The following is a 24,467-nucleotide window of genomic DNA, read 5'->3' as shown; positions in this document are numbered from 1 at the left end:
GGGCTCTGCGCCGCCCCTTCTATATATAGAAGAAGTCGTCATGCATCTCCCTGACGGCCAACCCCGCAAACAGGGCTGGCAGGCAGCGCAGCATCATCGAGATACATAAATACGACGAAACGCCCTGCCGTCGCGCCTCATTACCTGCAGCCGCTGGATATTTCGAACCGCTGAAACCAAAAAAGGCGCCAGACTGTTAAATCTGGCGCCTTTCGAATATGGGGTGGACGAAGGGGATCGAACCCTCGACAACGGGAGTCACAATCCCGTGCTCTACCAACTGAGCTACGCCCACCATATTGCGTTAACAAAGAAACCAAACCACTTCTTTGTTGAGCCCTACCCTGCGTTTCGACAGGGCCAGGCTTTATTTGGTGCGGATGAAGAGACTCGAACTCTTACGCCTCGCGGCGCTGGAACCTAAATCCAGTGTGTCTACCAATTCCACCACATCCGCGCTTGAAGCTCTTAAAGCAAAGGCGCCAGACGATTAATCTGGCGCCTTTTAAAATATGGGGTGGACGAAGGGGATCGAACCCTCGACAACGGGAGTCACAATCCCGTGCTCTACCAACTGAGCTACGCCCACCATATAGCGCTACTTGTGCCAAAGCTGCCTAATGGCGCACCCGGCAGGACTCGAACCTGCGACCATCCGCTTAGAAGGCGGATGCTCTATCCAGCTGAGCTACGGGCGCCTTATTAATCTGTACTCTTGGAGGATTACAAACTAAGTGCTTCCAGCCTTACAGAACAACACGTTATTCTGCTCGACCTTCTTAACCAGTGCTAGGCTGTGCCCGACAAGTGCGACGAATAGTATAGACGCCCTCGAAACCCGTCAAATCTTTTTTGAAAAAAATTCATTTTATTTAAGGGGTTAGGGCAATTTGCAGACCAAGCGCCTTTGCCCTAACGTCCTGGCATGCGAGAATGCGCGCACTTTTCTTCCCCCTCTCGATGGTTAATCACGCGTAATGACTGCACAACTTATCGACGGCAAATCAATCGCCGCCAGCCTGCGCCAGCAGATCGCCAAACGAGTCACCGAGCGCAGCCAGCAAGGTCTGCGCACGCCGGGCCTCGCGGTGATCCTGGTCGGCAGCGATCCTGCCTCTCAGGTTTATGTCTCGCACAAGCGTAAAGACTGTGAAGAGGTCGGCTTTATTTCCAAGGCCTACGACTTGCCTTCCGAGACCACCCAGCAGGCCCTTACCGACCTGATCGACGGCCTCAACGACGACCCGAAGATCGATGGCATCCTGCTGCAACTGCCATTGCCCGAGCATTTGGACGCCTCCAAATTACTGGAGCGCATTCGGCCCGACAAAGACGTCGACGGTTTCCACCCTTATAACGTCGGCCGCCTGGCCCAGCGCATTCCGCTGCTGCGCCCGTGCACACCAAAAGGCATCATGACCCTGCTGGAAAGCACCGGTGTCGACCTGTATGGCCTCGATGCAGTAGTGGTCGGCGCCTCCAACATCGTCGGCCGCCCGATGGCAATGGAGCTGTTGCTGGCCGGCTGCACCGTGACCGTCACCCACCGCTTTACCAAAGACCTGGCAGGCCACGTCGGCCGCGCCGACCTGGTCGTGGTTGCCGCCGGCAAGCCCGGACTGGTCAAAGGTGAATGGATCAAGGAAGGTGCGATCGTCATCGACGTGGGCATCAACCGCCAGGATGACGGCAAGCTGGTGGGCGACGTGGTGTACGACACCGCCCTGCCCCGCGCTGGCTGGATCACCCCGGTACCCGGTGGTGTCGGCCCGATGACGCGCGCTTGCCTGCTGGAAAACACTCTGTACGCCGCAGAGACGCTGCACGCTTAATAACCAGCCGTACTGAAAAAGCCCTGCTTTATCGCAGGGCTTTTTATTGCCCGCAATAAATCCTGTTTTTTCTTAGTTTTTAAGAACTTTCATCGGGTTCTAGAAGAACATTCGACAGTTTCTGATCCATACTCCTAAAATGTAACGGCATTTATCAAAAAACCGTTCCCGAACGGTATTTCCTTACTTTTTAGCGAGTTCATCCGCGTGAAAATTCGTCTTTCTCTCGTCAGCCTATTATTTGCTTTCACAGGCACCTTTGCGCACGCCGCCGAAACCACCCAGGCCCCGCGTGACACGTCCAAACTGCAAATCGCTTCCGGCAGCGCCATGCTGGTGGACCTGCAAACCAACAAGGTCATCTATTCCAGCAACCCGGACGTGGTCGTCCCCATCGCCTCGGTGAGCAAGTTGATGACTGGTCTGGTGGTATTGGAAGCCAAGCAGAACATGGATGAATACATCGACATCAACATCAAGGACACGCCGGAAATGAAAGGTGTGTTTTCCCGCGTGAAGATCGGCAGCGAGATGCCGCGCAAAGAGATGCTGCTGATCGCGCTGATGTCCTCGGAAAACCGTGCCGCCGCCAGCCTGGCGCACCACTATCCGGGTGGTTACCCGGCATTTATCGCGGCGATGAATGCCAAAGCCAAGGCGTTGGGCATGACCAGCACCCATTACGTCGAGCCCACTGGCCTGTCGATCCACAACGTGTCCACTGCCCGTGACCTGAGCAAACTGCTCGCCGCCGCGCGTCACTACCCGTTGCTGAGCCAGTTGAGCACCACCAAGGAAAAGACCGTGTCGTTCCGCAAGCCCAACTACACCCTGGGCTTCTCCAACACAGACCACCTGATCAACCGCGCCAACTGGGACATCAAGTTGACCAAGACCGGCTTCACCAACCAAGCCGGCCACTGCCTGGTGCTGGTGACCAACATGGGCAACCGCCCGGTGTCGCTGGTAATCCTGGATGCCTTCGGCAAATTCACCCACTTTGCCGATGCCAGCCGTATCCGCAATTGGGTCGAGACCGGCAAGAGCGGTTCGGTGCCGGATGTGGCGCTGCGCTACAAGGCTGACAAGAACCTGAAGAATCGTCCCAACGCCGCCGAAGTACGCCGCTAACCGCAGCCACCTTAATGCAGGAGCTGGCTTGTGTGGGAGCTGGCTTGCCTGCGATAGCATCACCGCGGTGTAACTGAACCACCCCAGTGCCTGCATCGCGGGCAAGCCCGGCTCCCACAGGTTCCGGTGCACACATTGGCACCTCGGGGCTGGCTGTTACTTTTTCTCCGCCAACACCTTCAGCGCCTGCGCCGCCGCCCGCTCCTGACCGGCTTGAGCCGTCGCATTCGCCGAGTCCCGCCACCGTTGTGCATCCACATTGGCTGGCAACTGGCTCGGGCGCTGGGTGAGGATTGCCCAACTGCCGGCGCTTTTCCATTTGGACTCAAAGTCGCTGAAGCTCATCAACAGACGCCGATCCATTCCCGATCGCAGCAACACTGTGCTTTTTTGCTGGTTGAACCCCACCACGACCACATAGTGCGCATCCGACCACAACCCACCGCCAACCCGCGCCATCACCGGATATCCCGCCGCCACCTGGGCCAGCACTGCCGTCAGCTTGGCATCCAGCGGATACACCATCAGGCCGTACTCACGCGCCAACACCTGCATGTTGCGCTCCAGGTCCGCTTCGCCGCCCGGCAAATGCAGCGGTTTATCCAATAGCCCCGGTGTCATGACAATGCCTTGTTGCGACAGCATGCTGGCTAAAGACGTTGGACCGCCCTGATATGCCTCGCTGCGAAAAGTCGGCACGCCGGTGAGCTCGACACGCTCCGGCAGGCCCGCCAGTCTCGACGGGGTGGAGGAACACGCCGCAAGGCCCAGGGCACACGCGAGGAACAAGGATGTTTTAAGGTTCGACCGTAACCGCAATTTTCGACTCTCTTGATCAACTGCCGGTAAGGGGCCTGATCATAGCCCAATCACGTTTAAGTAGGCGCGGGCTTGCTCGCGAAAAACCTGAGGGTGCCGGGTCAATCCAGATAGCCCGCCTTACCGTTGACGTGTTTCACGCGCAAGCTCGCGCCTACAAAGGTCGTGGATATAGCAAAGAAGTTGGACAGACACGACCATTGGTCAATAGCAGGCAACCGTCAGGTAGCTAGACTGTCCATTGAGAAGACTGTGTGTGCCCCGAGGGGGCGAAAGGAGGCCCGAATGAGCCTTGCAACAACGATTGTCCTGTTGATCTGCGGTTGGCTGGCGGTGGCCGGCGCCATGTTGTGGGGGGTGCTGCGCATCACCCGTCGGCACCATCACCCCCAGGTCAGACCCGCTGCACCCGCCAAACCCCATAAGGTGGCAGCGCATCACGCCTAGCCAGGCATGCAATTGAAGTCCTGAGTCGCCGCCACTTCCTTGCCGTGACCATCCATCAAGGATGCGCGCACGGTGGTGCCCAGGCTCGACTCCACCAGGGTGTAGTGCTCACCCGCCTTGAAGTGCTTGTACTCGACCCGCCCTTGGCAGTCCTGCTGGTTGTCGTCGCCTGGCTCTTCCTCGAACAGCGTTACATCCAGGCGATGGTCTCCCGGCGTCACTTCGAAGAAACGTCCGTCATCCACGCGATGACCGTCCACGCGCTCAGCCATCAGGTCGTTGGGGGCTTCTTCTTTCAAACCGATCCACGCTTCGCTCGGGTCCGCCTTGGGGATCGGGCCGGCGCACGCCGACAACAACAGCACAGCACCGAGGGCGGGGATCAACAAAAGAGGTTTGAGTGACATGGCAGGGCTCCAAAGAAGGACTATGTGTCCGGTGGGCTACAAGCTTGAGGAGCCACCCTGTGTAGAACAAATGAATACATATGAAACGATCTTCAGCCCCTTCCTAAATGTTCCTTCACCTGACTGAAAGGTGCGTGTTAGGTGGGTCGCGTGAGACTGCCGGGGTTTGCAATCCTGCTCCTTTCGGAGGTTTCACGCATGCTCGGGCTGGTAAAGACCGCACTGCAAAAGCCGTACACGTTTATCGTGTTGGCCATATTCATCTGCATCATCGGGCCGATGGCGGCCCTGCGTACCCCCACTGACGTTTTCCCGGACATCGGCATCCCCGTGGTTGCCGTGGTCTGGCAGTACAACGGCCTGTCGCCGGACGCCATGGCCGGTCGGGTGATCTATACCTACGAACGCTCCCTGAGCACCACCGTCAACGACATCGAACACATCGAGTCGCAATCCCTGCCCGGCATGGGCATCGTCAAGATCTTCTTCCAACCCGGCGTGGATATCCGCACCGCCAACGCCCAGGTGACGGCGGTGTCACAAACCGTGCTCAAGCAGATGCCGCCAGGCATCACGCCGCCGCTGATCCTCAACTACAGCGCCTCCACGGTGCCAATCCTGCAAATGGCGTTCTCCAGCCCCAGCCTCTCGGAAGCAAAGATCCGCGACTTGGTGCAGAACAACATTCGCCTGCCCCTGAGCGCCCTGCCCGGTCTGGCCATGCCCACACCGATGGGTGGCAAGCAACGCCAGATCACCTTGGACCTCGACCCACAGGCGTTGGCTGCCAAAGGCTTGTCAGCCCAGGACGTGGGCAACGCCCTGGCGTTGCAGAACCAGATCATCCCGGTGGGCACCGCCAAACTCGGCCCCAACGAATACACGATCCTGCTCAACAACAGCCCCAAGGCCATTGATGAACTCAATGACCTGCCGATCAAGACCGTCGACGGCGCGCTGATCACCATCGGCCAAGTCGCCCACGTGCGGGATGGTTCGCCGCCACAGACCAATATCGTGCGCGTCGACGGTCACCGTGCGGTACTGATGCCGGCACTGAAAAACGGCAGCATCTCCACCCTGTCGATTATCGACGGCATCCGCCAGATGCTGCCGCGTATCAACGAAACCCTGCCGCCGTCGCTGAAGACCTCGTTGCTGGGTGACGCCTCGGTGTTCGTCAAGCAATCCGTGGGCAGCGTGGCCCAGGAGGGTATCATCGCGGCGTTGCTGACCAGTGCGATGATCCTGCTGTTCCTCGGCAGCTGGCGCTCCACGATCATTATCGCCGCATCGATTCCCCTGGCAGTGCTGTCGGCCATCGCGCTGCTGGCGGTCAGCGGGCAAACCCTCAACGTGATGACCCTCGGCGGACTGGCGTTGGCAGTGGGGATCCTGGTGGACGATGCCACGGTGACCATCGAGAACATCAACTGGCACTTGGAGCAAGGCAAGGCGGTGAAGACCGCGATCCTCGACGGCGCCGCGCAGATAGTCGGACCGGCGTTCGTCTCGCTGCTGTGTATCTGCATCGTGTTCGTGCCGATGTTCCTGTTGCAAGGCATCGCCGGCTACCTGTTCCGGCCGATGGCCCTGGCGGTGATCTTTGCCATGGCCAGCTCGTTCATTCTCTCGCGCACACTGGTGCCGACCCTGGCGATGTTCCTGCTCAAGCCCCATGTACCGGAGCAAGGCGCGGGCCATCACCCGGAAGATGAATTTATCAACCACCACGAGGGCGAGCAGCACACCCAACAACGCAATGCCGTGCTGCAAGGGGTGCTGAACTTCCAGCAGGGCTTCGAGCGGCACTTCTCGAATATCCGCGACACGTACCATGGCCTATTGACGTTGGCGCTGGGCAATCGCAAGCGCTTTATCGTCGGTTTCCTCGCCTGCGTGCTCGCGTCGTTCCTGCTGCTACCCAGTCTGGGCCAAGACTTTTTCCCGGCCACCGACGCCGGCGCCCTGGCCCTTCACGTGAGGTTGCCGCTGGGCACGCGCATTGAAGAAAGCGCAGCCGCGTTCGACCGTATCGAAGCGCGGATTCGAGAGGTGATTCCTGCCGAGGAACTCGACACTATCGTCGACAATATCGGCATCCCGCTCAGCGGCATCGACATGGCCTACAGCAGCAGCGGCACCATCGGCCCGCAGGACGGCGATATCCAGGTCACGCTGAAAAAAGACCACGCGCCCACCGCCGACTACGTGAAGAAACTGCGTGAAGCCCTGCCGCAAAGTTTCCCCGGCAGCCACTTCGCGTTTCTACCGGCAGACATCAGCAGCCAGATCCTCAACTTCGGCGCCCCGGCCCCGCTGGACGTGAAAATATCCGGGCGCAGCGATGAAGAAAACCGGGCCTATGCGGTGGAACTGGAGCGACGACTGCAACATGTACCGGGCATTGCCGACCTGCGAATCCAGCAGTCCACCGGCTATCCGTCCCTGCAGGTAAACGTCGACCGCCTGCGCGCCAATGGCCTGGGCATCACCGAGCGTGACGTGACCAACAGCATGGTCGCCTCCCTGGCCGGCAGCTCCCAAGTGGCCCCGACCTTTTGGCTCAATCCGGCCAACGGCGTGTCGTATTCAATCGTCGCCGCGACGCCGCAATACCGTCTCGACAGCTTGCCGTCACTGGAAGCCTTGCCGGTGACCGGCGCGGGTGGTCAGTCGCAGATCCTCGGCGGTGTGGCAAGTATTTCCAGGGTGGAAAGCCCCGCGGTAGTGACCCACTACAACATCGAACCGACCCTGGACCTGTACGCCAACGTGCAAGGCCGCGACCTCGGCGGCGTGGCCCGCGATGTGCAAAAGGTACTGGATGACACCGCGGCCATGCGCCCCAAAGGCGCAGTGATCAGCCTGCATGGGCAGATCGATGCGCTGCATGAAGCCTTCAGTGGCTTGAGCTTCGGCCTGCTCGGTGCTGTGGTGCTGATCTACCTGCTGATCGTGGTCAACTTCCAGTCCTGGGCCGATCCGTTCGTGATCATCACGGCGTTACCGGCCGCACTGGCGGGAATCGTGTGGATGCTGTTCCTCAGCGGCACCTCGCTGTCGGTGCCGGCACTGACCGGCGCCATCCTGTGCATGGGGGTGGCCACCGCCAACTCGATCCTGGTGGTGAGTTTCTGCCGTGAACGCCTGGCCGAACACGGCGATGCACTCAAAGCCGCGATGGAGGCCGGTTATACGCGCTTCCGCCCGGTGTGCATGACCGCCCTGGCAATGATCATCGGCATGCTGCCCCTGGCCATTTCCGAGGAACAAAACGCCCCCCTTGGCCGGGCTGTGATCGGTGGGTTGATCTTCGCCACCATCGCCACCCTGCTGTTTGTACCCGTGGTCTTCAGTCTGATCCACGGGCGTCACCCTACTCGCGCTGTTGCAGGAGAAACCCCACATGTCGTCTGATCACAAACCCTCGCGCAAGCGTCTGATGCTCATGGGTGTCGGCGGCCTGACCCTGGCCGCCCTGTTGGTCGCCAATGGCCTGCATGCCCGCACGCTGCACGAACAATCGGTCACCGCCTGGACAGAGACTGCAGCGATCCCGCAAGTGCGCGTGTTCCAACCGCAACAGAACGCCGCCGGCGACACCCTGCGCTTGCCGGCGCACCTGGAAGCCTGGAGCAAGGCGCCCATCCATGCCCGCGTCAGCGGCTACCTGAAGGACTGGAAAGCCGACATAGGTACGCAGGTGAAAGCCGGGCAAATCCTGGCCGAAATCGACAGCCCGGACCTGGACCAGCAAATGGCGCAAACCCACGCCCGGCTGATTCAGGAACAGGCCAACGCACGCCTGGCGCAAACCACCGCCACGCGCTGGCAAAACCTGCTCGCCAGCCACTCGGTATCACGCCAGGAAGCCGATGAGAAAACCTCCAACGCTGCAGCCGCGAAGGCCAATGCCGAAGCCGCCGCTGCCGACTATGCGCGGCTGTCCGCACTGGAAAGCTACAAAACCATCCGCGCACCATTCGCCGGCACCATCACCGCACGCAACACCGATATCGGCCAGTTGATCAAGGCCGATACCGACAGTGACCCGGAATTGTTCAACATTGCCGACACCCATCAATTGCGCCTGTACGTACCGGTGCCGCAGAACTACGCGGCGGTCATCCACCCCGGCCTTGAAGCTGAACTGACGGTGCCCGAGCATCCCGGCGAGCACTTCAAGGCGCGCCTGATCGGCGACTCCACCGCCATCGACCGCCGCTCCGGCACCCTGCTTGCGCAGTTCGTTGCGGACAACCCCAACGGTGAATTGCTGCCCGGTGACTACGCCGAAGCGACGCTGCCGATTCCGGCGGACACCCATGGCGTGAGCATTCCGGCCAGCGCCCTCATTTTTCGCGCCCAAGGTACTCAGGTCGCTGTGCTTGACGCGCACAATCATGTGCATCTGCAAACCATCCACATCGGCCTGGATCTCGGTGAACGCCTGGTGATCGACCAGGGCCTGAAACCGGTCGATCGTGTAGTCGACAACCCGCCCGACGCCCTGCGTGAAGGTGACCCGGTGCAACTGGCCGATGCCTCGGGAGGTGCGCATGCGCCCAAGGCTTAAACCTCTCGCGGCCTTGATGCTGCTGGCATTGCAAGGTTGCTCCATGGCCCCAACCTACCAGGTGCCTGCGGTTGACCTGCCCGCCGGCTACCGCGAACAGACCAGCGACGGCCCGTGGCACAGCGCGCAACCGTCCGACCAACTGGCTCCCGAGTGGTGGACGCTCTACAACGATTCGCGCCTGAACGACCTGCAACAGCAACTGCTCAAGGCCAACCCGGATTTGGCCGCGGCACTGGCGCATTTCGATGCGTCCCAGGCGTATGCCAGCCAACTGCATGCCGGGCTGTTCCCGCAGATCACTGCCAGCGCGCAACCGTTGCGCCAGCGGCAATCGGATTCGCGACCGCTGAGGGGCGATACGCAACCCTCGGTGTACAACAGCAATACCGCGGGCTTTTCACTGAGCTACGACCTGGACCTGTGGGGCAAAATCCGCAACCAGGTCGCGGCGGGCGATGCCCAGGCGCAGGCATCCGGCGATGACTTGGCGGTGGCACGCCTGAGCCTTCAGCATCAGTTGGCGACGTTGTATGTGCAGCTCAATGGGCTGGATGCGCAGGCGCGTATTCTCGACCGTTCGCTGGATGATTTCCGCCAGGCGCTACAGCTGACCCGTAGCCGCTATGAAGGCCAGATTGCCTCGGAGCTGGACCTTACACGCGCGCAGAATCAACTGGCCGAAGCCAAGGCGCAATGGGATGAAATACGCGGGCAGCGCAACCTGACCGAGCATGCGATTGGTGAGCTGGTGGGTGTGGCCGCCAGTGATTTTTCATTGTCGCCGAGCCCGCAATTGATCTCCTTGCCGGGGATACCCTCGCAATTGCCAAGCCACCTGCTGCAACGCCGCCCGGACATTGCAGCGGCAGAGCGACGGGTGTTTGCGGCCAACGCCAACATCGGCGTGGCCAAGGCGGCGTGGTACCCGGATTTCAGTCTGACGGGGTTGATTGGCGGGCAGACGCAAGGGGTCGGCAACCTGCTGTCCGCCGGCAATCGCTATTGGGCATTGGGGCCATTGGTCAACTTGCCGATCTTCGATGGCGGTCGCCTAAGTGCCAACGAACGCCAAGCCAAGGCCGAGTTTGAAGAGGCATCGGCGCACTACCGCAGCCAGGTGCTGAAAGCCGTGCGCGAAGTGGAGGACAACCTGGCTCAGCTGCGCGACTTGCAGCAAGAGGCACAGGATGAGCAGGCAGCGGCGGATGCGGCACAGCACACTCAATCGCTGGCGATGAACAGCTACCAGGCCGGGGCCGTGAGCTACCTGGACGTGGTGACCGCGCAGACGGCAGCGCTGCAGGCGCAACGGACCTTGCAGGCGGTGCAGACACGGCAACTGCAAGCCAGTGTAGGGTTGGTGACTGCGCTCGGCGGGGGTTGGCACGCATCGAATTAAATGTGGGAGCTGGCTCGCCTGCGATGCCGGTGAGCCAGTCGCCGAATCAACGGGTTGATGCCCCCTTTCGCAGGCAAGCCAGCTCGCACTTTCCTGATTGTGGGGAATCAAGGAGTCAACGTTGACTCGCTCACTTGCGGCCGGCTATCAAGATAAACACTGACCGCGGTGTAATCGCTGCCATTGGCATGTCGATACAGCGTACGGCTGTGGTAGTCCGAAACATCCCCCGCCACCGAGACAGTGATCGTTTGGCCTTGCACCTCAATCTTTGCCGATGCGTCACGCGTAATCAAAAATGGACTAGCACCTTCCAAAGCAGACAATACTTCTGTGTCAGTCCCAAAGGTGCGATAGACGTAGTATCGGTAGGTGAACGGAACAGTTGCCCCTCCACGATCATCCTTCACACCCTAGACGGACGCGTCATTGCTCAGAGGCGTGCGGAGTACAACCTCTGTCAATTGCGGGCGACTTGGCGAAAGAAGCCAGCCGCCGCCGATATACACCAAGCATAGCGCCAGCAGGATCGTGGTAACGATTGAGTAAAGCGACTTTTTAGTAGTTCCTGAATCTGGCATACGAAGGTTTGGGACATGTCTTTCGGGCCCGCCCTCGACAACGAAACCCTGCTGGTCAATGCCTCTCAGGATCTTGAATCCATCAATGCCATTGCCGCGAACCCGGTTTTTGAAGTCGATGGTCCGCAACGCAGTGTGGTGCGGGGGATTTGTCGGAGGGTGGAGGGCGTGCAGCTGTTGGTGGATCGAGTCGCAGATGGCACCAACGAGGCAATCTCCCAGTAACAGCATCGTCTGTCAGGGCGGCAAGCCCGGCTCCCACATTTTTAAGCTGTGAAGCCTTTCAAATGTGCGAGCTGGCTTGCCTGCGATTGCAGTGGACCAATCAGTAAACACCTAACTGAACCGCCGGGTTTCAGGCAGCGAGTTTGCCGTTGGCGATGGCTGCCGAGGCGGCGACCATGGCGCGCAGCAGCACCGCACACCCTGCCGCCAGGTCATCAGGTGCGGCATTCTCGATTTCGTTATGGCTGATGCCACCCTCACACGGCACAAAGATCATCCCTGCCGGACCGAGTTCGGCAACGAAGATCGCGTCGTGCCCTGCCCCGCTGACAATGTCCATGTTCGACAGGCCCAGGCCATTCGCCGCATTGCGCACAGCGTCCACGCAGCCTTTGTCGAAATACAGCGGCGGGAAGTCTGCGGTGGGTTCCATCTCGAAACTGAGTCCATGTTTGGCGCAGGTGTCTTCAATGACCTTGAGCACCTGCGCAATCATCGAATCCAGACGTGCCGGTTCCAGGTGACGGAAATCCAAGGTCATGCGCACTTCGCCTGGAATGACGTTGCGTGATCCCGGATAAGCCTGCAGGCAACCCACCGTCCCGCACGCATGAGGCTGGTGCCCCAGTGCCGCTGCGTTCACCGCCGCTACCACTGCCGCCGCGCCCACCAAGGCATCCTTGCGCAGGTGCATCGGCGTTGGTCCCGCATGCGCTTCAACTCCACGCAGTTTCAGGTCAAACCACTTCTGCCCGAGTGCGCCGAGCACCACGCCGATGGTTTTCTGCTCGTCCTCAAGAATCGGGCCCTGTTCGATGTGCGCCTCGAAATACGCACCCACTTTATGACCGCTTACCGCGCGCGAGCCCGCATAGCCAATCGCATTCAGCGCGTCGCCGACACTGACGCCATCCACATCCACCTTGGCCAAGGTGTCCGCCAAGGTGAATTTCTCGGCAAACACCCCCGAGCCCATCATGCACGGCGGAAAGCGCGAGCCTTCCTCATTGGTCCACACCACCACTTCCAGCGGCGCCTCGGTTTCTACCTTCAAATCATTGAGGGTGCGCAGCACTTCCACGCCGGCGAGTACGCCAAAGCAACCGTCAAACTTGCCACCGGTGGGCTGGGTGTCGATGTGGCTGCCGGTCATCACCGGTGGAAGGTTGGGATTGCGGCCGGGGCGCCGCGCGAAGATATTGCCGATGCCGTCGATGGTGACCGTGCAACCGGCTTCTTCGCACCACTTTACAAACAGGTCGCGGGCTTTGCGGTCGAGGTCGGTAAGCGCCAGGCGGCACACGCCGCCCTTGGGGGTGGCGCCAAGTTTGGCCAGGTCCATCAGCGACTGCCACAAGCGGTCGCGGTTGATGTGCTGATGGGTCGATTGCAGAACGTCGAGGGCAGCGTTCATGGGGATCTCCTCAGGCTACATTTCTTATGAATTGACTCACTCAACTGTGAGAGCTGGCGTGTGTGGGAGCTGGCTTTCCTGCGATACAGGCGGCTCGGTATTTCTGCCGAACTGAGGTGATGCAATCGCAGGCAAGCCAGCTCCCACATTGGCCGTGTTTACAGAGGTGACTTGGCGGCAACGGGGCTGATGCCACGCCTGGCATTCAGGCCGTAATACAACAACCCGCCCAAGGCCGAACCGGTAAACCAGCCATAGCTGTAGAACCAGCTGAACGCATCACTGCCCAGCGACAGCAAGGTCAGCACCACCGGCACGCCAAAGGCGATAAAGCCGCTCCAGTTCCACGCCGGGTACACGTCGTCGCGGTACAGACCGGCCAGGTCCAGTTGCTGTTTGCGGGTGATGAAGTAGTCCACCACCATGATCCCGGCGATCGGGCCCAGCAGGCTTGAGTAGCCCAGCAACCAGTTGGAATACACGGTTTCCAGGCTCACATCCGAGACGATCAAGCCGAGTTTTTTCAGCAGTTCATGGCCCATCAGCACCAACCCCACCAAACCGGTGAGGATCACCGCCGTGGTGCGGTTGATCAGCTTCGGCGCAATGTTCTGAAAGTCATTGGTGGGCGAGACGATGTTCGCCGCGGTGTTGGTGGACAAGGTCGCGACGATGATCAGCGCCATGGCCACGGCCACCCACACCGGGCTCTGGATATGCCCGATCAGGGTCACCGGATCGGACACGCTCACCCCGACCAGCTTGACCGAGGCAGCAGTCATGATCACGCCGAGGGCGGCGAACAGGAACATGGTCAGCGGCAAACCGAAGATCTGCCCGAGGATCTGGTCCTTCTGGCTTTTGGCGTAGCGGCTGAAGTCAGGAATATTCAAGGACAAGGTAGCCCAGAACCCCACCATCGCCGTCAGGCCAGCCATGAAGTAGCCCGTGAGGCTCGCACCTTCTGGACGCTTGGCCGGGATGGCCATCAGCTCGCTGAGGGACACATTGGGCATCGCCCATACCAGCAGGCCGATGCCCACCGCCACCAGCAGCGGCGCGGACAGGGTTTCCAAGCGCTTGATCGACTCGGCGCCACGTAACACCACCCACAGATTCAGGCACCAGAACATCATGAAACCGATCACTTCACCGGTGCCGCCTAGGGACTTCCACCCCTCGAAAATCGAGCCCAGGAACAGGTGAATCGCCAGCCCGCCAAACATCGTCTGGATACCAAACCAGCCACAGGCCACAAGCGCCCGGATCAGGCACGGCACGTTGGAACCCAGGATGCCGAACGACGAGCGCAACAAGACCGGGAACGGTATGCCGTACTGGGTGCCGGGGAAGGCGTTGAGGGTCAACGGAATCAGCACCACGATGTTGGCCAGCAGGATCGCCATCAGCGCTTCCCCCACCGACAGACCGAAGTACGCGGTGAGTACCCCGCCCAAGGTATAAGTGGGCACGCAGATCGACATGCCGACCCACAGCGCGGTGATGTGCCACTTGTTCCAGGTGCGTTCATGCACCTTGGTCGGTGCCATGTCGTGGTTATAGCGGGGGCTGTCGAGGACGTCGGGGCCGGCGTCGAGTTCGTACAGGCCGTTGCGTTCAATGACTTGCGATCTGTTCTGTTGCATGGCCGCTCCACGGTTTTTTCGAATTATTGTTGCTCGCCTGCAAGGTGTGTGCAGGTGGCCGGAGTACCTCGTAAACAACATGACATCACGGGCCCGGCCAGCCGCCACTGCACTCAATATCCGTGCCGACAACCGTTACCGCACCCACACCGCTTATATAACTTGCTGATGTTTATCAGCTTTCCGAGTGAGCCTTCGGAACTTGCCGCTTTACTCAGGCTAACTAAAGCGAAAGTTGGCCGAACCATCAGGACTCAATCTGGTGCAACACAATTATTTTTATTTTCCCGCCCCGTCAAGAGGCAAGTCTCAAGCGTCTGATTTGCAATAAGAAATGTTGCTCAATTTAAGAACCTGTCAAGTGCGTCAAAATGGTGAGTGCACGCTACATTTTGGTGAATTTCATTTTTTATCCTTAATAATCAACTAGTTATCATTGATATAAGCTTATGAAAAATCTTCTTGCTCAATCGAAAAACTCGGGCTAGTTTCTATTCCTGTCACCGATGACAGGAATTAATCGATCATCGGTAAGCAGCATTACAACATTTAGAACTGGCACAAGCCGGTCAAGCCTGTGAGGAACTCGACATGTCGCTGTTGATCCGTGGCGCCACCCTTGTTACCCATGATGAAAGTTATCGCGCCGATGTGTTATGCGCGGGCGGTCTAATTCGGGCTATTGGTACGAATCTGGATATTCCCGCCGGTACTGAAATACTCGATGGCAGCGGCCAATACCTGATGCCCGGCGGCATCGACCCTCATACCCATATGCAACTGCCCTTCATGGGCACTGTGGCCAGTGAAGACTTTTTCAGTGGCACGGCGGCAGGTCTGGCGGGCGGCACCACATCGATCATCGACTTTGTGATTCCCAACCCACAGCAATCCCTGTTGGAAGCGTTTCACCAGTGGCGCGGCTGGGCGGAAAAATCCGCTTCAGACTACGGCTTCCACGTAGCGATCACTTGGTGGAGCGAACAGGTACGTGAAGAAATGGCCGAGTTGGTGAGTCAGCACGGCATCAACAGCTTCAAGCACTTCATGGCCTACAAGAACGCAATCATGGCGGCGGACGACACCTTGGTCGCCAGCTTCGAACGCTGCCTGGAACTGGGCGCGGTGCCCACCGTGCATGCGGAAAACGGCGAGCTGGTGTACCACCTGCAACGCAAGCTGATGGCCCAGGGCATCACCGGGCCCGAGGCGCATCCGCTGTCGCGCCCTTCGCAAGTCGAGGGCGAAGCGGCCAGCCGCGCAATCCGCATCGCCGAGACCATCGGCACGCCGCTCTATCTGGTGCATGTGTCCACCAAAGAGGCGTTGGATGAAATCACCTACGCCCGCAGCAAAGGCCAACCGGTCTATGGCGAAGTCCTCGCCGGCCACCTGCTGCTGGACGACAGCGTCTACCAGCACCCGGACTGGCAGACCGCCGCCGGTTACGTGATGAGCCCGCCGTTCCGCCCACGCGGGCATCAGGAAGCGCTGTGGCACGGCCTGCAATCCGGCAACCTGCACACCACTGCCACCGACCACTGCTGCTTTTGCGCCGAGCAAAAAGCCGCCGGCCGTGACGACTTCAGCAAAATCCCCAACGGCACCGCCGGCATCGAAGACCGTATGGCCTTGTTGTGGGATGAAGGGGTCAACACCGGGCGCCTGTCGATGCAGGAGTTTGTCGCGCTGACCTCCACCAACACTGCGAAGATCTTCAATCTCTACCCGCGCAAAGGTGCGATCCGTGTGGGCGCGGATGCCGACCTGGTGCTGTGGGACCCCGAGGGGACGCGGACCATTTCCGCCAAGACCCACCATCAGAAAGTCGACTTCAACATCTTCGAAGGCAAGACCGTGCGCGGCGTGCCGAGCCATACCATCAGCCAGGGCAAGCTGGTCTGGGCCGATGGCGACCTGCGCGCCGAGCGCGGGGCCGGGCGGTATGTAGAGCGGCCGACGTACCCGCCGGTGTTCGAGCAGTTGAGCAAGCGCGCAGAGCGTTCCAGGCCCACTGCTGTGAAGCGCTGAAAACGGCCTTAGGCCTGTCGCGGGCAAGCCCGGCTCCCACATTTTAACCCTGTGAACCCGATGCATGTGGGAGCTGGCTTGCCTGCGAAGAGGCCAGCACAGGCAACAAAAAAACCAATGCCCATCAGAGGCAGCACCTCAATCACCGTGAGGCCAAAACCGTGATCCAGACCCTGACCCACCTCCCCCATCCCCACGAAGACGGGGCCACCCTCGCCAGCCATTTCACCGACCTGGCACCGCCTCTCAACGCCCGCCAGGCACAACTGGAAGCCTCGCGCTGCCTGTATTGCTACGACGCGCCGTGCGTGAATGCGTGCCCCAGCGAAATCGACATCCCGTCGTTTATCCGCAACATCCACACCGAAAACGTACAAGGCGCGGCGCAAAAAATCCTCTCGGCCAACATTCTTGGCGGCAGTTGCGCCAGGGTCTGTCCCACCGAGATCCTCTGCCAGCAAGCCTGCGTGCGTAACAACGCTGAAGAATGCGCGCCGGTGCTGATCGGTCTGTTGCAACGTTATGCCGTCGACAATGCACACTTCACCGAGCACCCCTTCCATCGCGCAGCCTCGACCGGCAAGCGTATCGCCGTGGTGGGTGCAGGCCCTGCGGGACTGGCCTGCGCCCACCGCAGCGCCTTGCACGGCCATGACGTGGTGATTTTCGAGGCCCGGGAAAAGGCCGGCGGCCTGAATGAATACGGGATCGCCAAGTACAAACTGGTGGATGACTTCGCGCAGAAGGAGCTGGATTTTCTGCTGCAAATCGGCGGCATCGAGATTCGTCACGGCCAGCGCCTCGGCGATAACCTGACCCTCAGCGAGCTGCATCAACAATTCGATTCGGTGTTCCTCGGCCTCGGCCTGGCCGCGAGCAAACAGCTCGGCCTGCCCCACGAAGACGCCCCCGGCCTGCTCGCCGCCACCGACTACATCCGCGAACTGCGCCAGGCCGACGACCTGACCCAACTGCCCCTGGCCAATCGCTGCATCGTGCTCGGCGCCGGCAACACCGCCATCGACATGGCCGTGCAGATGGCCCGTCTCGGTGCCCACGATGTGAACCTCGTCTACCGCCGTGGCCTGGCGGACATGGGCGCCACCCACCATGAACAGGACATCGCCAAGGCCAACCAGGTACGCCTGCTGACCTGGGCCCAGCCGAAGGAGGTGCTGCTGGACGATCAGGGCCATGTGCGCGGCATGCGCTTCCTGCGCACGCGCATGGAAAACGGCCGTCTGCTCCCGACCGGCGAAACCTTCGAACTGGCTGCCGATGCGATCTTCAAGGCCATCGGCCAGGGTTTCGACAACGAGGCACTGCACGATCCGCTGGCCCAGCAGCTGCACCGTGTCGGTGAAAGGATTTTCGTCGACGAACAGCTGCGCACCAGCATTCCCGGTGTGTACGCGGGTGGCGATTGCGTCAGCCTCGGCCAGGACCTCACCGTGCAGGCCGTGCAACACGGCAAGCTGGCCGCCGAGGCCATGCACGCCCAACTCATGTTGAATGTGGAGGCTGCGTAATGGCCGATCTCTCGATTGTATTTGCCGGTATCAAAGCCCCCAACCCGTTCTGGCTGGCCTCCGCGCCGCCCACCGACAAGGCTTACAACGTGGTGCGCGCCTTCGAGGCCGGTTGGGGTGGCGTGGTCTGGAAAACCCTTGGCGAAGACCCTGCAGCGGTCAACGTGTCGTCACGCTACTCGGCGCACTACGGTCCCAACCGTGAAGTGATGGGCATCAACAATATCGAGCTGATCACGGACCGCTCCCTGGAGATCAACCTGCGGGAAATCACCCAGGTGAAAAAGGATTGGCCCGACCGCGCGCTGATCGTGTCGCTGATGGTGCCGTGCGTCGAGGAGTCCTGGAAAACAATCCTGCCGCTGGTGGAAGCCACCGGCTGCGACGGTATCGAACTGAACTTCGGCTGCCCCCACGGCATGCCCGAACGCGGCATGGGCGCGGCGGTAGGCCAGGTGCCGGAGTATGTGGAACAGGTGACGCGCTGGTGCAAAACCTATTGCTCGCTGCCGGTGATCGTCAAGCTCACGCCGAACATCACCGACATTCGCGTGGCGGCGCGGGCCGCGTATCGCGGCGGCGCGGATGCGGTGTCGCTGATCAACACCATCAACTCCATCACCAGCGTCGACCTGGAACGCATGGTCGCGCTGCCGGTGGTGGGCACCCAAAGTACCCACGGCGGTTATTGCGGTTCGGCGGTCAAGCCGATCGCGCTGAACATGGTCGCCGAAATCGCCCGCGACCCGCAGACCCAGGGCCTGCCGATCTGCGGCATTGGTGGCATCGGCAACTGGCGTGACGCGGCGGAGTTTGTAGCCCTGGGCTGCGGCGCGGTGCAGGTGTGCACGGCGGCGATGCTGCATGGGTTTCGGATTGTGGAGGAGATGAAGGACGGACTATCGCGATGGATGGACAGCCAAGGCTACAACAGCCTGCAGGACTTTTCCGGGCGTGCGGTGGGCAACACGACGGACTGGAAGTACCTGGATATCAACTATCAAGTCATTGCGAAGATCGATCAGGAAGCCTGCATTGGCTGCGGACGTTGCCACATTGCCTGTGAGGACACGTCGCACCAGGCCATCGCCAGTTTGAAACAGGCGGATGGCACGCATAAATACGAGGTGATCGATGATGAGTGCGTGGGCTGCAACCTGTGTCAGATCACCTGCCCGGTGGCGGACTGTATCGAGATGGTGCCGATGGACACAGGCAAGCCGTTCTTGAATTGGACGCAGGATCCGAGGAATCCCTACCGCGAAGCTGTGTAGCCCTTCAGGCCGCCTTCGCGAGCAAGCCCGCCCCCACATTCGACCGCATTCCTCCAGATAGAATGCAGTCGAATGTGGGGGCGGGCTTGCTCGCGAAGAGGCCATCAGCCTCGACCCGTCAAGGCTCCAGCCCAATCCCCCGCAAGATCACACTCGTCACCGTCTGTATTGCCTTCTCAAACTGCATATCCGACAACGGCTGGTGCTCATTCAGGATCTTCACCTGATGATCAAAGTCGGCATAGTGCTGGGTCGAGGCCCAGATCATGTACAGCAGGCTCGACGGTTCCACCGGCAGGATGCGTTTGTCTTCCACCCACTGGCGAATTTTCGCTTCCTTCATCTTGGCCCAGTCGTACAGGCTTTCATCCAATGCCTCACCAAGCGTCGGCGCGCCGTGGATGATTTCATTGGCCCAGACTTTCGAGCCATAGGGCCGGGTGCGCGAGCGTTGCATCTTGGCGCGGATGTAACTGCTGAGCACCACCCGCGGGTCATCGAAGGTCTCAAAACTCAAGGCGTCCTGCTTCCACACCTCCAGCAGATCGAACAGCACCGCGCTGTACAGCTCGCTTTTGGTGGTGAAGTAGTAATGCAGGTTGGAGCGCGGCAGTTGCACTTCTTCGGCGATATCCGCCATGGCGGTACTGCCATAGCCTTTTTCGGCGAAGATTTTCTCCGCCGCCAGCAGGATTTTCTCGACGTTGACCCGACGAATTCCGATCTTGTGATTGCCCATAAGGGCTCCCTGACAACAACTTGGCTTAAAGACTACCATCGGCTCTAGATCGCGGCGACAGCCCATAATGAAACTTCTGACGCGAACCTTTCCCCTAGAAATCGGATTGGTTAGGATCGCGGTCCCCATGAAGGATCATCGCAATGACTATTCGACCTCGCGTGCCCACCGACGACCCCGTGCTGGGAGCACTGTGGGAGCGCTCGGTACGCGCCACCCATGATTTCCTCCCCGAGGATGACATCCAACGTCTGCTGCCCCTGGTGCGCGACACCTACCTGCCAATGCCCGCGCTGGATGTGTGGGTGTATGAAGACCCACACGGCATCGCCGGTTTCATCGGCACCGGTGGGCACAACGTGGAAATGCTGTTCATCGAGCCCGACCGCCGTGGCCAGGGCATCGGCCGCCAGTTGCTGGACCACGCCCGCGCCCGTCACGACACGCTCACGGTGGACGTGAACGAACAAAACCCCCAAGCCGTGGGCTTCTATCTGCATTATGGTTTTATCCAGGTCGCGCGCTCGCCGCTGGATGGCGAAGGCAAGCCCTTTCCGTTGCTGCACATGGCTTTACCGACTCCTGACCCCGAAGGTATTGAACAATGTTGATCAAGAAAAGCCTCACCACCGTCGCCCTGCTCGCCTCCCTGCTGGGTGCATCTGCCGCATTCGCCCACGCGCACCTCAAAAGCGCCGAACCGGCGGCCGACAGCAGCGTCGCCGCGCCTAAAGACCTGCGCCTGACCTTCAGCGAAGGCGTCGAGGCCACCTTTACCAAGGTGTCCCTGAGCAAGGACGGCACCGAAGTTGCGATCAAGGGCCTGGAAACCTTAGGAGCCGACAAGAAAGTCCTGGTAGTCACCCCGGCCGCACCACTGGCCGCCGGTAACTACACAGTGGTGTGGAACGCGGTTTCGGTCGACACCCACAAGAGCAACGGTGAGTACAGCTTCAAGGTCGGCCAATAACCCATGGCGACGCTGCTGGTGCTGTGCCGCTTCCTGCATTTCATCGTCGTGCTGCTGATGTTCGGGTCCTGCGCTTTCAGGCCCTGGCTGCTGGGCGCTGAAACGCAACCGGTACTGGACCGGCAACTTGACCGTATCACCCGTGGGCTGGCCTGGCTGGGGGTGTTTTCCGGCGTGGCCTGGTTGCTGTTGATTACCGCCAGCATGGCAGGTCGCTGGGACGCGGCGCTGCAACCGGCCACCGTGCAGTTGGTACTGGGCAAGACCTTCTTTGGCCAGGTGTGGGTATGGCACCTGCTATTGAACCTGTTGCTGCTGATCGTGCTGATCAAACCCTGGCGGGCACTGCGCTTGGCGGTCATCGCGTTGTTGCTGGGGACCTTGGCGCCGGTCGGCCATGGCGCCATGCTCGATGGGCTCAGCGGGCAATTACTGATCCTCAATCAGGTGGTGCACCTGGCGTGTGTGGGTGCCTGGCTAGGCGGATTGCTCCTGCTGGTGTTGATCCTCAGGCACTCGCCCCCCTTGGCGCTGGAGCCGATCCTGCGGCGGTTCAGCGGTGTGGGTTATGGCCTGGTCGCCGGTTTGCTGGTCACCGGTTTGATCAACGTGCGTGTGCTTACCGGGCAACTGTGGCCCACGCCTTTGTTCCAGGGGTTCGCGTTGATCCTGTTGATCAAGGTGCTGCTGGTGCTGGGGATGTTGGCGCTGGCCTTGCTGAACCGGCTCCGTATCGAACGTTGTGAAGCGCGATTGGGCACTTTGAAGGCCAGCGTGATGCTGGAATGGTTACTGGGTGTTTCAGCGGTAGCCGCCGTCTCGCTGTTGGGTACCCTCCCGCCAATGGTTATGGCCGGCTAAAAACAGAGGTTGAAATGCAATCCCTGTAGGAGCTGGCTTGCCTGCGATGGAGACAACACGGTCTGGCAGGAACACCGCGGCAATGCCATCGCAGGCAAGTCAGCTCCCACAGTGGCGGTGCCCGCTTTTGATCAACCCGCCCCGAGTCATCGTATAACTTCTGCTTGACAGCCCTCGAAAACCTCGCAAATATCCCGCTCAATGTTGTACGACGACGTATGACAAATAATAAAAACAACAAAAAAGGGAGTTCCACTGTGAGTCAATTCGCCCGCAATTCGTCCTCATGTATCGGCCTCCTCGGTCTCGGCAGCCTGGCATTTACCCTCCCCCTCAGCGTTCAGGCCGACGGTTTTATCGAAGACGCGAAGGCCACGCTCAACCTGCGCAACGCCTACTTCAACCGTAACTTCACCAACCCGACCAACCCCCAGGGCAAGGCCGAAGAATGGACGCAGAACTTCATTCTCGACGCCAAGTCCGGCTACACCACAGGGACGGTGGGCTTCGGCATTGATGTGCTGGGCCTGTATTCGCAAAAGCTCGATGGCGGTAAAGGCACCGGCGGTACGCAGTTGCTGCCGATCCACAGCGATGGCCGCCCGGCCGATAACTTCGGGCGCCTTGGCGTGGCGCTGAAAACCAAATTATCGAAGACTGAATTGAAGGTCGGCGAATGGATGCCAGTGCTGCCGATCCTGCGCTCCGACGACGGCCGCTCCCTGCCCCAGACCTTCCGCGGAGGCCAGGTCACCTCCAATGAAATCGCCGGCCTGACGCTTTACGGCGGGCAGTTTCGCGGTAACAGCCCGCGCAACGATGCGAGCATGGAAGACATGTTCATGAACGGCAAAGCCGCGTTCACCTCCGACCGCTTCAACTTCGGTGGCGGCGAATACAGCTTCAACGACAAACGCACCCAGGTCGGTGTGTGGTACGCCGAACTCAGCGACATCTACCAGCAGCAGTATTTCAACTTGACCCACAGCCAACCTGTCGGCGACTGGACCCTGGGCGCCAACCTCGGTTTTTTCACCGGTAAGGAAGACGGCAGCGCCCTGGCCGGCGACCTCGACAACAAAACCGCTTTCGCCCTGCTCTCAGCCAAATACAACGGCAACACTTTCTATGTGGGCCTGCAGAAACTCACCGGTGACAGCGTGTGGATGCGGGTCAACGGCACCAGCGGCGGGACCCTGGCCAACGACAGCTACAACGCCAGCTACGATAACGCCAAGGAAAAATCCTGGCAGGTGCGCCATGACTTCAACTTCGTGGTACTGGGCATTCCGGGGTTGACCCTGATGAACCGCTATATCAGCGGCAGTAACGTACACACCGGGGCAATCACCGATGGCAAGGAATGGGGTCGGGAGTCGGAACTGGCCTACACAGTGCAAAGCGGCGCACTGAAGGATCTGAATGTGCGCTGGCGCAATTCGACCATGCGTCGGGATTTCAGCAATAACGAGTTCGATGAAAATCGCCTCTTTATCAGCTACCCGATCTCACTGCTGTAGGGTTTCGGATCGAGCGGAAACTTCCCGTCAACGCATACCCCTGTGGCAGCGGGCTTGTTCGAGAATGCGCTACATCCGCCGCGGATGAGTCGACTGACACACTGTATTTGCGAGCAAGCCCGCTCCCACATTTCCGGCCATCACCTGACCGCAAGGACGTTGACAACCAAGGGAATCCCTAACGATACTTCGGCATAGTCATACGACAACCTACAACAACAATGGAACCCTCATGACCACTACCCCAACCACGCCCGTTCCATTCAACCGCCTGCTGCTCACCGGTGCCGCTGGCGGCCTGGGTAAGGTCCTGCGCGAGCGCCTGCGCCCTTATGCCCAGGTACTGCGTCTGTCGGACATCGCCAATATGGCCCCGGCTGCCGACGCGTCCGAAGAAGTGCAACCTTGCGACCTCGCCGACAAACAAGCCGTGCACCACCTGGTGGAAGGCGTCGACGCGATCCTGCACTTCGGCGGCGTCTCGGTGGAGCGTTCTTTCGAAGAAGTGCTCGGCGCGAACATCAGCGGCATTTTTCATATCTATGAAGCCGCGCGCCGCCACGGTGTGAAGCGCGTGATTTTCGCCAGTTCCAACCACGTGATCGGCTTCTACAAGCAAGGTGAAAAACTCGACGCCCACTCCCCTCGCCGCCCGGACAGCTACTACGGCTTGTCCAAGTCCTACGGCGAAGACATGGCCAGCTTCTACTTTGATCGCTATGGCATCGAGACCGTCAGCATCCGCATTGGCTCGTCGTTCCCGGAACCGCAGAATCGTCGGATGATGCACACGTGGCTGAGCTTCGACGACCTGACTCAGTTGCTCGAGCGCGCGCTGTACACCCCCAACGTCGGGCACACCGTGGTCTACGGCATGTCGGATAACCTCGACACCTGGTGGGACAACCGCTACGCCGCCCACCTGGGCTTTGCGCCAAAGGACAGCTCCGAAGTGTTCCGTGCCCAGGTCGAAACCCAGCCACCGGTGTCCGACAATGACCCGGCCAAGGTCTACCAGGGCGGCGCGTTCTGCGCGGCCGGCCCGTTCGGTGATTGACCC

At 60.2% G+C, this 24,467-nt stretch carries 20 protein-coding genes and 4 tRNA genes; 15 read left to right on the top strand and 9 right to left on the bottom strand.

All coding sequences use genetic code 11. The features are described 5' to 3' along the window. Positions 1 to 219: 219 nt before the first annotated feature. From AC4PS7_RS16725 to AC4PS7_RS16710, 4 genes are all read right to left on the bottom strand, one after another. Positions 220 to 295 (bottom strand) — tRNA-His (locus AC4PS7_RS16725). Positions 296 to 372: 77 nt separating this feature from the next. Further along, positions 373 to 457 (bottom strand) — tRNA-Leu (locus AC4PS7_RS16720). A gap of 56 nt (positions 458 to 513) precedes the next feature. Beyond that, positions 514 to 589: transfer RNA gene (locus AC4PS7_RS16715), tRNA-His, on the bottom strand. A gap of 32 nt (positions 590 to 621) precedes the next feature. Then, a tRNA-Arg gene (locus tag AC4PS7_RS16710) sits at positions 622 to 698 on the bottom strand. Between the two features lie 279 nt (positions 699 to 977). Between AC4PS7_RS16710 and folD the strand changes: the two genes are divergently transcribed. Beyond that, complete coding sequence (folD, locus tag AC4PS7_RS16705) at positions 978 to 1,832, top strand: bifunctional methylenetetrahydrofolate dehydrogenase/methenyltetrahydrofolate cyclohydrolase FolD (protein WP_010209410.1); 855 nt, start codon at positions 978 to 980, stop codon at positions 1,830 to 1,832. Between the two features lie 207 nt (positions 1,833 to 2,039). Beyond that, positions 2,040 to 2,963, top strand: coding sequence for a D-alanyl-D-alanine endopeptidase (gene pbpG, locus AC4PS7_RS16700; RefSeq protein WP_010209408.1), 924 nt, complete (start codon positions 2,040 to 2,042; stop codon positions 2,961 to 2,963). 156 nt (positions 2,964 to 3,119) lie between these two features. Here the strand turns inward: pbpG and AC4PS7_RS16695 are convergent, their stop codons facing one another. After that, entirely contained in the window at positions 3,120 to 3,782 is a 663-nt protein-coding gene (locus AC4PS7_RS16695) for a C39 family peptidase (RefSeq protein WP_031291166.1), read from the bottom strand. Between the two features lie 285 nt (positions 3,783 to 4,067). On the opposite strand from AC4PS7_RS16695, the gene AC4PS7_RS16690 reads away from it, so the two are divergent. After that, the gene (locus AC4PS7_RS16690; protein ID WP_010209406.1) at positions 4,068 to 4,229 is read left to right on the top strand and encodes a hypothetical protein; all 162 of its coding nucleotides are present in this window, start codon (positions 4,068 to 4,070) and stop codon (positions 4,227 to 4,229) included. Here AC4PS7_RS16690 and AC4PS7_RS16685 read toward each other — a convergent pair. Next, positions 4,226 to 4,636, bottom strand: a complete 411-nt coding sequence (locus AC4PS7_RS16685) for a PA0061/PA0062 family lipoprotein (RefSeq protein ID WP_010209405.1) — start codon at positions 4,634 to 4,636, stop codon at positions 4,226 to 4,228. The genes AC4PS7_RS16690 and AC4PS7_RS16685 overlap by 4 nt on opposite strands. Positions 4,637 to 4,834: 198 nt before the next feature. Between AC4PS7_RS16685 and AC4PS7_RS16680 the strand changes: the two genes are divergently transcribed. From AC4PS7_RS16680 to AC4PS7_RS16665, 4 genes are all read left to right on the top strand, one after another. Beyond that, positions 4,835 to 8,056: an efflux RND transporter permease subunit gene (locus AC4PS7_RS16680; protein ID WP_010209403.1), complete on the top strand. Its 3,222-nt coding sequence runs from the start codon at positions 4,835 to 4,837 to the stop codon at positions 8,054 to 8,056. Continuing rightward, positions 8,046 to 9,215, top strand: coding sequence for an efflux RND transporter periplasmic adaptor subunit (locus tag AC4PS7_RS16675; RefSeq protein ID WP_010209401.1), 1,170 nt, complete (start codon positions 8,046 to 8,048; stop codon positions 9,213 to 9,215). Before AC4PS7_RS16680 ends, AC4PS7_RS16675 begins: the two co-directional genes overlap by 11 nt. Next, positions 9,199 to 10,617: an efflux transporter outer membrane subunit gene (locus AC4PS7_RS16670; protein WP_021492830.1), complete on the top strand. Its 1,419-nt coding sequence runs from the start codon at positions 9,199 to 9,201 to the stop codon at positions 10,615 to 10,617. The genes AC4PS7_RS16675 and AC4PS7_RS16670 overlap by 17 nt, the downstream gene beginning before the upstream one ends. Positions 10,618 to 11,213: 596 nt before the next feature. Continuing rightward, positions 11,214 to 11,423, top strand: coding sequence for a DUF6124 family protein (locus tag AC4PS7_RS16665; protein ID WP_021492831.1), 210 nt, complete (start codon positions 11,214 to 11,216; stop codon positions 11,421 to 11,423). Positions 11,424 to 11,553: 130 nt separating this feature from the next. On the opposite strand, the gene AC4PS7_RS16660 is transcribed toward AC4PS7_RS16665, so the two are convergent. Continuing rightward, positions 11,554 to 12,837, bottom strand: a complete 1,284-nt coding sequence (locus AC4PS7_RS16660; RefSeq protein ID WP_042572094.1) for a Zn-dependent hydrolase — start codon at positions 12,835 to 12,837, stop codon at positions 11,554 to 11,556. Positions 12,838 to 12,995: 158 nt separating this feature from the next. Continuing rightward, positions 12,996 to 14,483 (bottom strand): NCS1 family nucleobase:cation symporter-1, encoded by a 1,488-nt coding sequence (locus AC4PS7_RS16655; RefSeq protein WP_010209396.1) that lies wholly within the window; start codon positions 14,481 to 14,483, stop codon positions 12,996 to 12,998. 591 nt (positions 14,484 to 15,074) lie between these two features. Between AC4PS7_RS16655 and hydA the strand changes: the two genes are divergently transcribed. The 3 genes from hydA (at position 15,075) to preA (ending at position 19,317) form a co-directional block, all read left to right on the top strand. Then, a complete protein-coding gene (gene hydA, locus AC4PS7_RS16650) occupies positions 15,075 to 16,514 on the top strand; it encodes a dihydropyrimidinase (protein ID WP_010209394.1) in 1,440 nt (479 codons plus the stop codon). A gap of 161 nt (positions 16,515 to 16,675) precedes the next feature. After that, a complete protein-coding gene (locus AC4PS7_RS16645; RefSeq protein WP_305375147.1) occupies positions 16,676 to 18,043 on the top strand; it encodes an NAD(P)-dependent oxidoreductase in 1,368 nt (455 codons plus the stop codon). Beyond that, the gene (gene preA / locus AC4PS7_RS16640) at positions 18,043 to 19,317 is read left to right on the top strand and encodes an NAD-dependent dihydropyrimidine dehydrogenase subunit PreA (protein WP_010209390.1); all 1,275 of its coding nucleotides are present in this window, start codon (positions 18,043 to 18,045) and stop codon (positions 19,315 to 19,317) included. Before AC4PS7_RS16645 ends, preA begins: the two co-directional genes overlap by 1 nt. Before the next feature lie 118 nt (positions 19,318 to 19,435). Here preA and AC4PS7_RS16635 read toward each other — a convergent pair whose 3' ends face one another. Then, entirely contained in the window at positions 19,436 to 20,056 is a 621-nt protein-coding gene (locus AC4PS7_RS16635) for a TetR/AcrR family transcriptional regulator (RefSeq protein ID WP_010209389.1), read from the bottom strand. A gap of 143 nt (positions 20,057 to 20,199) precedes the next feature. Between AC4PS7_RS16635 and AC4PS7_RS16630 the strand changes: the two genes are divergently transcribed. From AC4PS7_RS16630 to AC4PS7_RS16610, 5 genes are all read left to right on the top strand, one after another. Further along, positions 20,200 to 20,667, top strand: a complete 468-nt coding sequence (locus AC4PS7_RS16630) for a GNAT family N-acetyltransferase (protein ID WP_010209387.1) — start codon at positions 20,200 to 20,202, stop codon at positions 20,665 to 20,667. After that, positions 20,661 to 21,026 carry a copper homeostasis periplasmic binding protein CopC gene (copC, locus tag AC4PS7_RS16625; protein WP_010209386.1) on the top strand — a complete coding sequence of 122 codons (366 nt, stop codon included), beginning with the start codon at positions 20,661 to 20,663 and terminating at the stop codon, positions 21,024 to 21,026. The genes AC4PS7_RS16630 and copC overlap by 7 nt, the downstream gene beginning before the upstream one ends. Before the next feature lie 3 nt (positions 21,027 to 21,029). Next, positions 21,030 to 21,887, top strand: coding sequence for a copper homeostasis membrane protein CopD (gene copD, locus AC4PS7_RS16620; protein WP_010209384.1), 858 nt, complete (start codon positions 21,030 to 21,032; stop codon positions 21,885 to 21,887). A 257-nt stretch (positions 21,888 to 22,144) separates the two neighbouring features. After that, positions 22,145 to 23,407: an OprD family porin gene (locus AC4PS7_RS16615; RefSeq protein WP_010209383.1), complete on the top strand. Its 1,263-nt coding sequence runs from the start codon at positions 22,145 to 22,147 to the stop codon at positions 23,405 to 23,407. A gap of 232 nt (positions 23,408 to 23,639) precedes the next feature. Continuing rightward, positions 23,640 to 24,464 (top strand): NAD-dependent epimerase/dehydratase family protein, encoded by an 825-nt coding sequence (locus tag AC4PS7_RS16610; RefSeq protein ID WP_010209382.1) that lies wholly within the window; start codon positions 23,640 to 23,642, stop codon positions 24,462 to 24,464. The last annotated feature ends 3 nt before the right edge of the window (positions 24,465 to 24,467 follow it).

Source organism: Pseudomonas sp. DW-iso3, assembly GCF_058725305.1.
The sequence above is the reverse complement of the archived record's forward strand: the minus strand, read 5'-3'. Positions and strand labels throughout refer to the sequence as shown.

What these genes read in the sequence shown, in the direction of transcription:
- AC4PS7_RS16660 (WP_042572094.1), bottom strand. Translation starts at nt 12,837, where the DNA reads ATGAACGCTGCCCTCGACGTTCTGCAATCGACCCATCAGCACATCAAC.
- folD (WP_010209410.1), top strand. Translation starts at nt 978, where the DNA reads ATGACTGCACAACTTATCGACGGCAAATCAATCGCCGCCAGCCTGCGC.
- AC4PS7_RS16665 (WP_021492831.1), top strand. Translation starts at nt 11,214, where the DNA reads ATGTCTTTCGGGCCCGCCCTCGACAACGAAACCCTGCTGGTCAATGCC.
- preA (WP_010209390.1), top strand. Translation starts at nt 18,043, where the DNA reads ATGGCCGATCTCTCGATTGTATTTGCCGGTATCAAAGCCCCCAACCCG.
- AC4PS7_RS16690 (WP_010209406.1), top strand. Translation starts at nt 4,068, where the DNA reads ATGAGCCTTGCAACAACGATTGTCCTGTTGATCTGCGGTTGGCTGGCG.
- AC4PS7_RS16670 (WP_021492830.1), top strand. Translation starts at nt 9,199, where the DNA reads ATGCGCCCAAGGCTTAAACCTCTCGCGGCCTTGATGCTGCTGGCATTG.
- AC4PS7_RS16685 (WP_010209405.1), bottom strand. Translation starts at nt 4,636, where the DNA reads ATGTCACTCAAACCTCTTTTGTTGATCCCCGCCCTCGGTGCTGTGCTG.
- AC4PS7_RS16680 (WP_010209403.1), top strand. Translation starts at nt 4,835, where the DNA reads ATGCTCGGGCTGGTAAAGACCGCACTGCAAAAGCCGTACACGTTTATC.
- AC4PS7_RS16610 (WP_010209382.1), top strand. Translation starts at nt 23,640, where the DNA reads ATGACCACTACCCCAACCACGCCCGTTCCATTCAACCGCCTGCTGCTC.
- copC (WP_010209386.1), top strand. Translation starts at nt 20,661, where the DNA reads ATGTTGATCAAGAAAAGCCTCACCACCGTCGCCCTGCTCGCCTCCCTG.
- AC4PS7_RS16655 (WP_010209396.1), bottom strand. Translation starts at nt 14,483, where the DNA reads ATGCAACAGAACAGATCGCAAGTCATTGAACGCAACGGCCTGTACGAA.
- hydA (WP_010209394.1), top strand. Translation starts at nt 15,075, where the DNA reads ATGTCGCTGTTGATCCGTGGCGCCACCCTTGTTACCCATGATGAAAGT.
- AC4PS7_RS16635 (WP_010209389.1), bottom strand. Translation starts at nt 20,056, where the DNA reads ATGGGCAATCACAAGATCGGAATTCGTCGGGTCAACGTCGAGAAAATC.
- copD (WP_010209384.1), top strand. Translation starts at nt 21,030, where the DNA reads ATGGCGACGCTGCTGGTGCTGTGCCGCTTCCTGCATTTCATCGTCGTG.
- AC4PS7_RS16675 (WP_010209401.1), top strand. Translation starts at nt 8,046, where the DNA reads ATGTCGTCTGATCACAAACCCTCGCGCAAGCGTCTGATGCTCATGGGT.
- AC4PS7_RS16630 (WP_010209387.1), top strand. Translation starts at nt 20,200, where the DNA reads ATGACTATTCGACCTCGCGTGCCCACCGACGACCCCGTGCTGGGAGCA.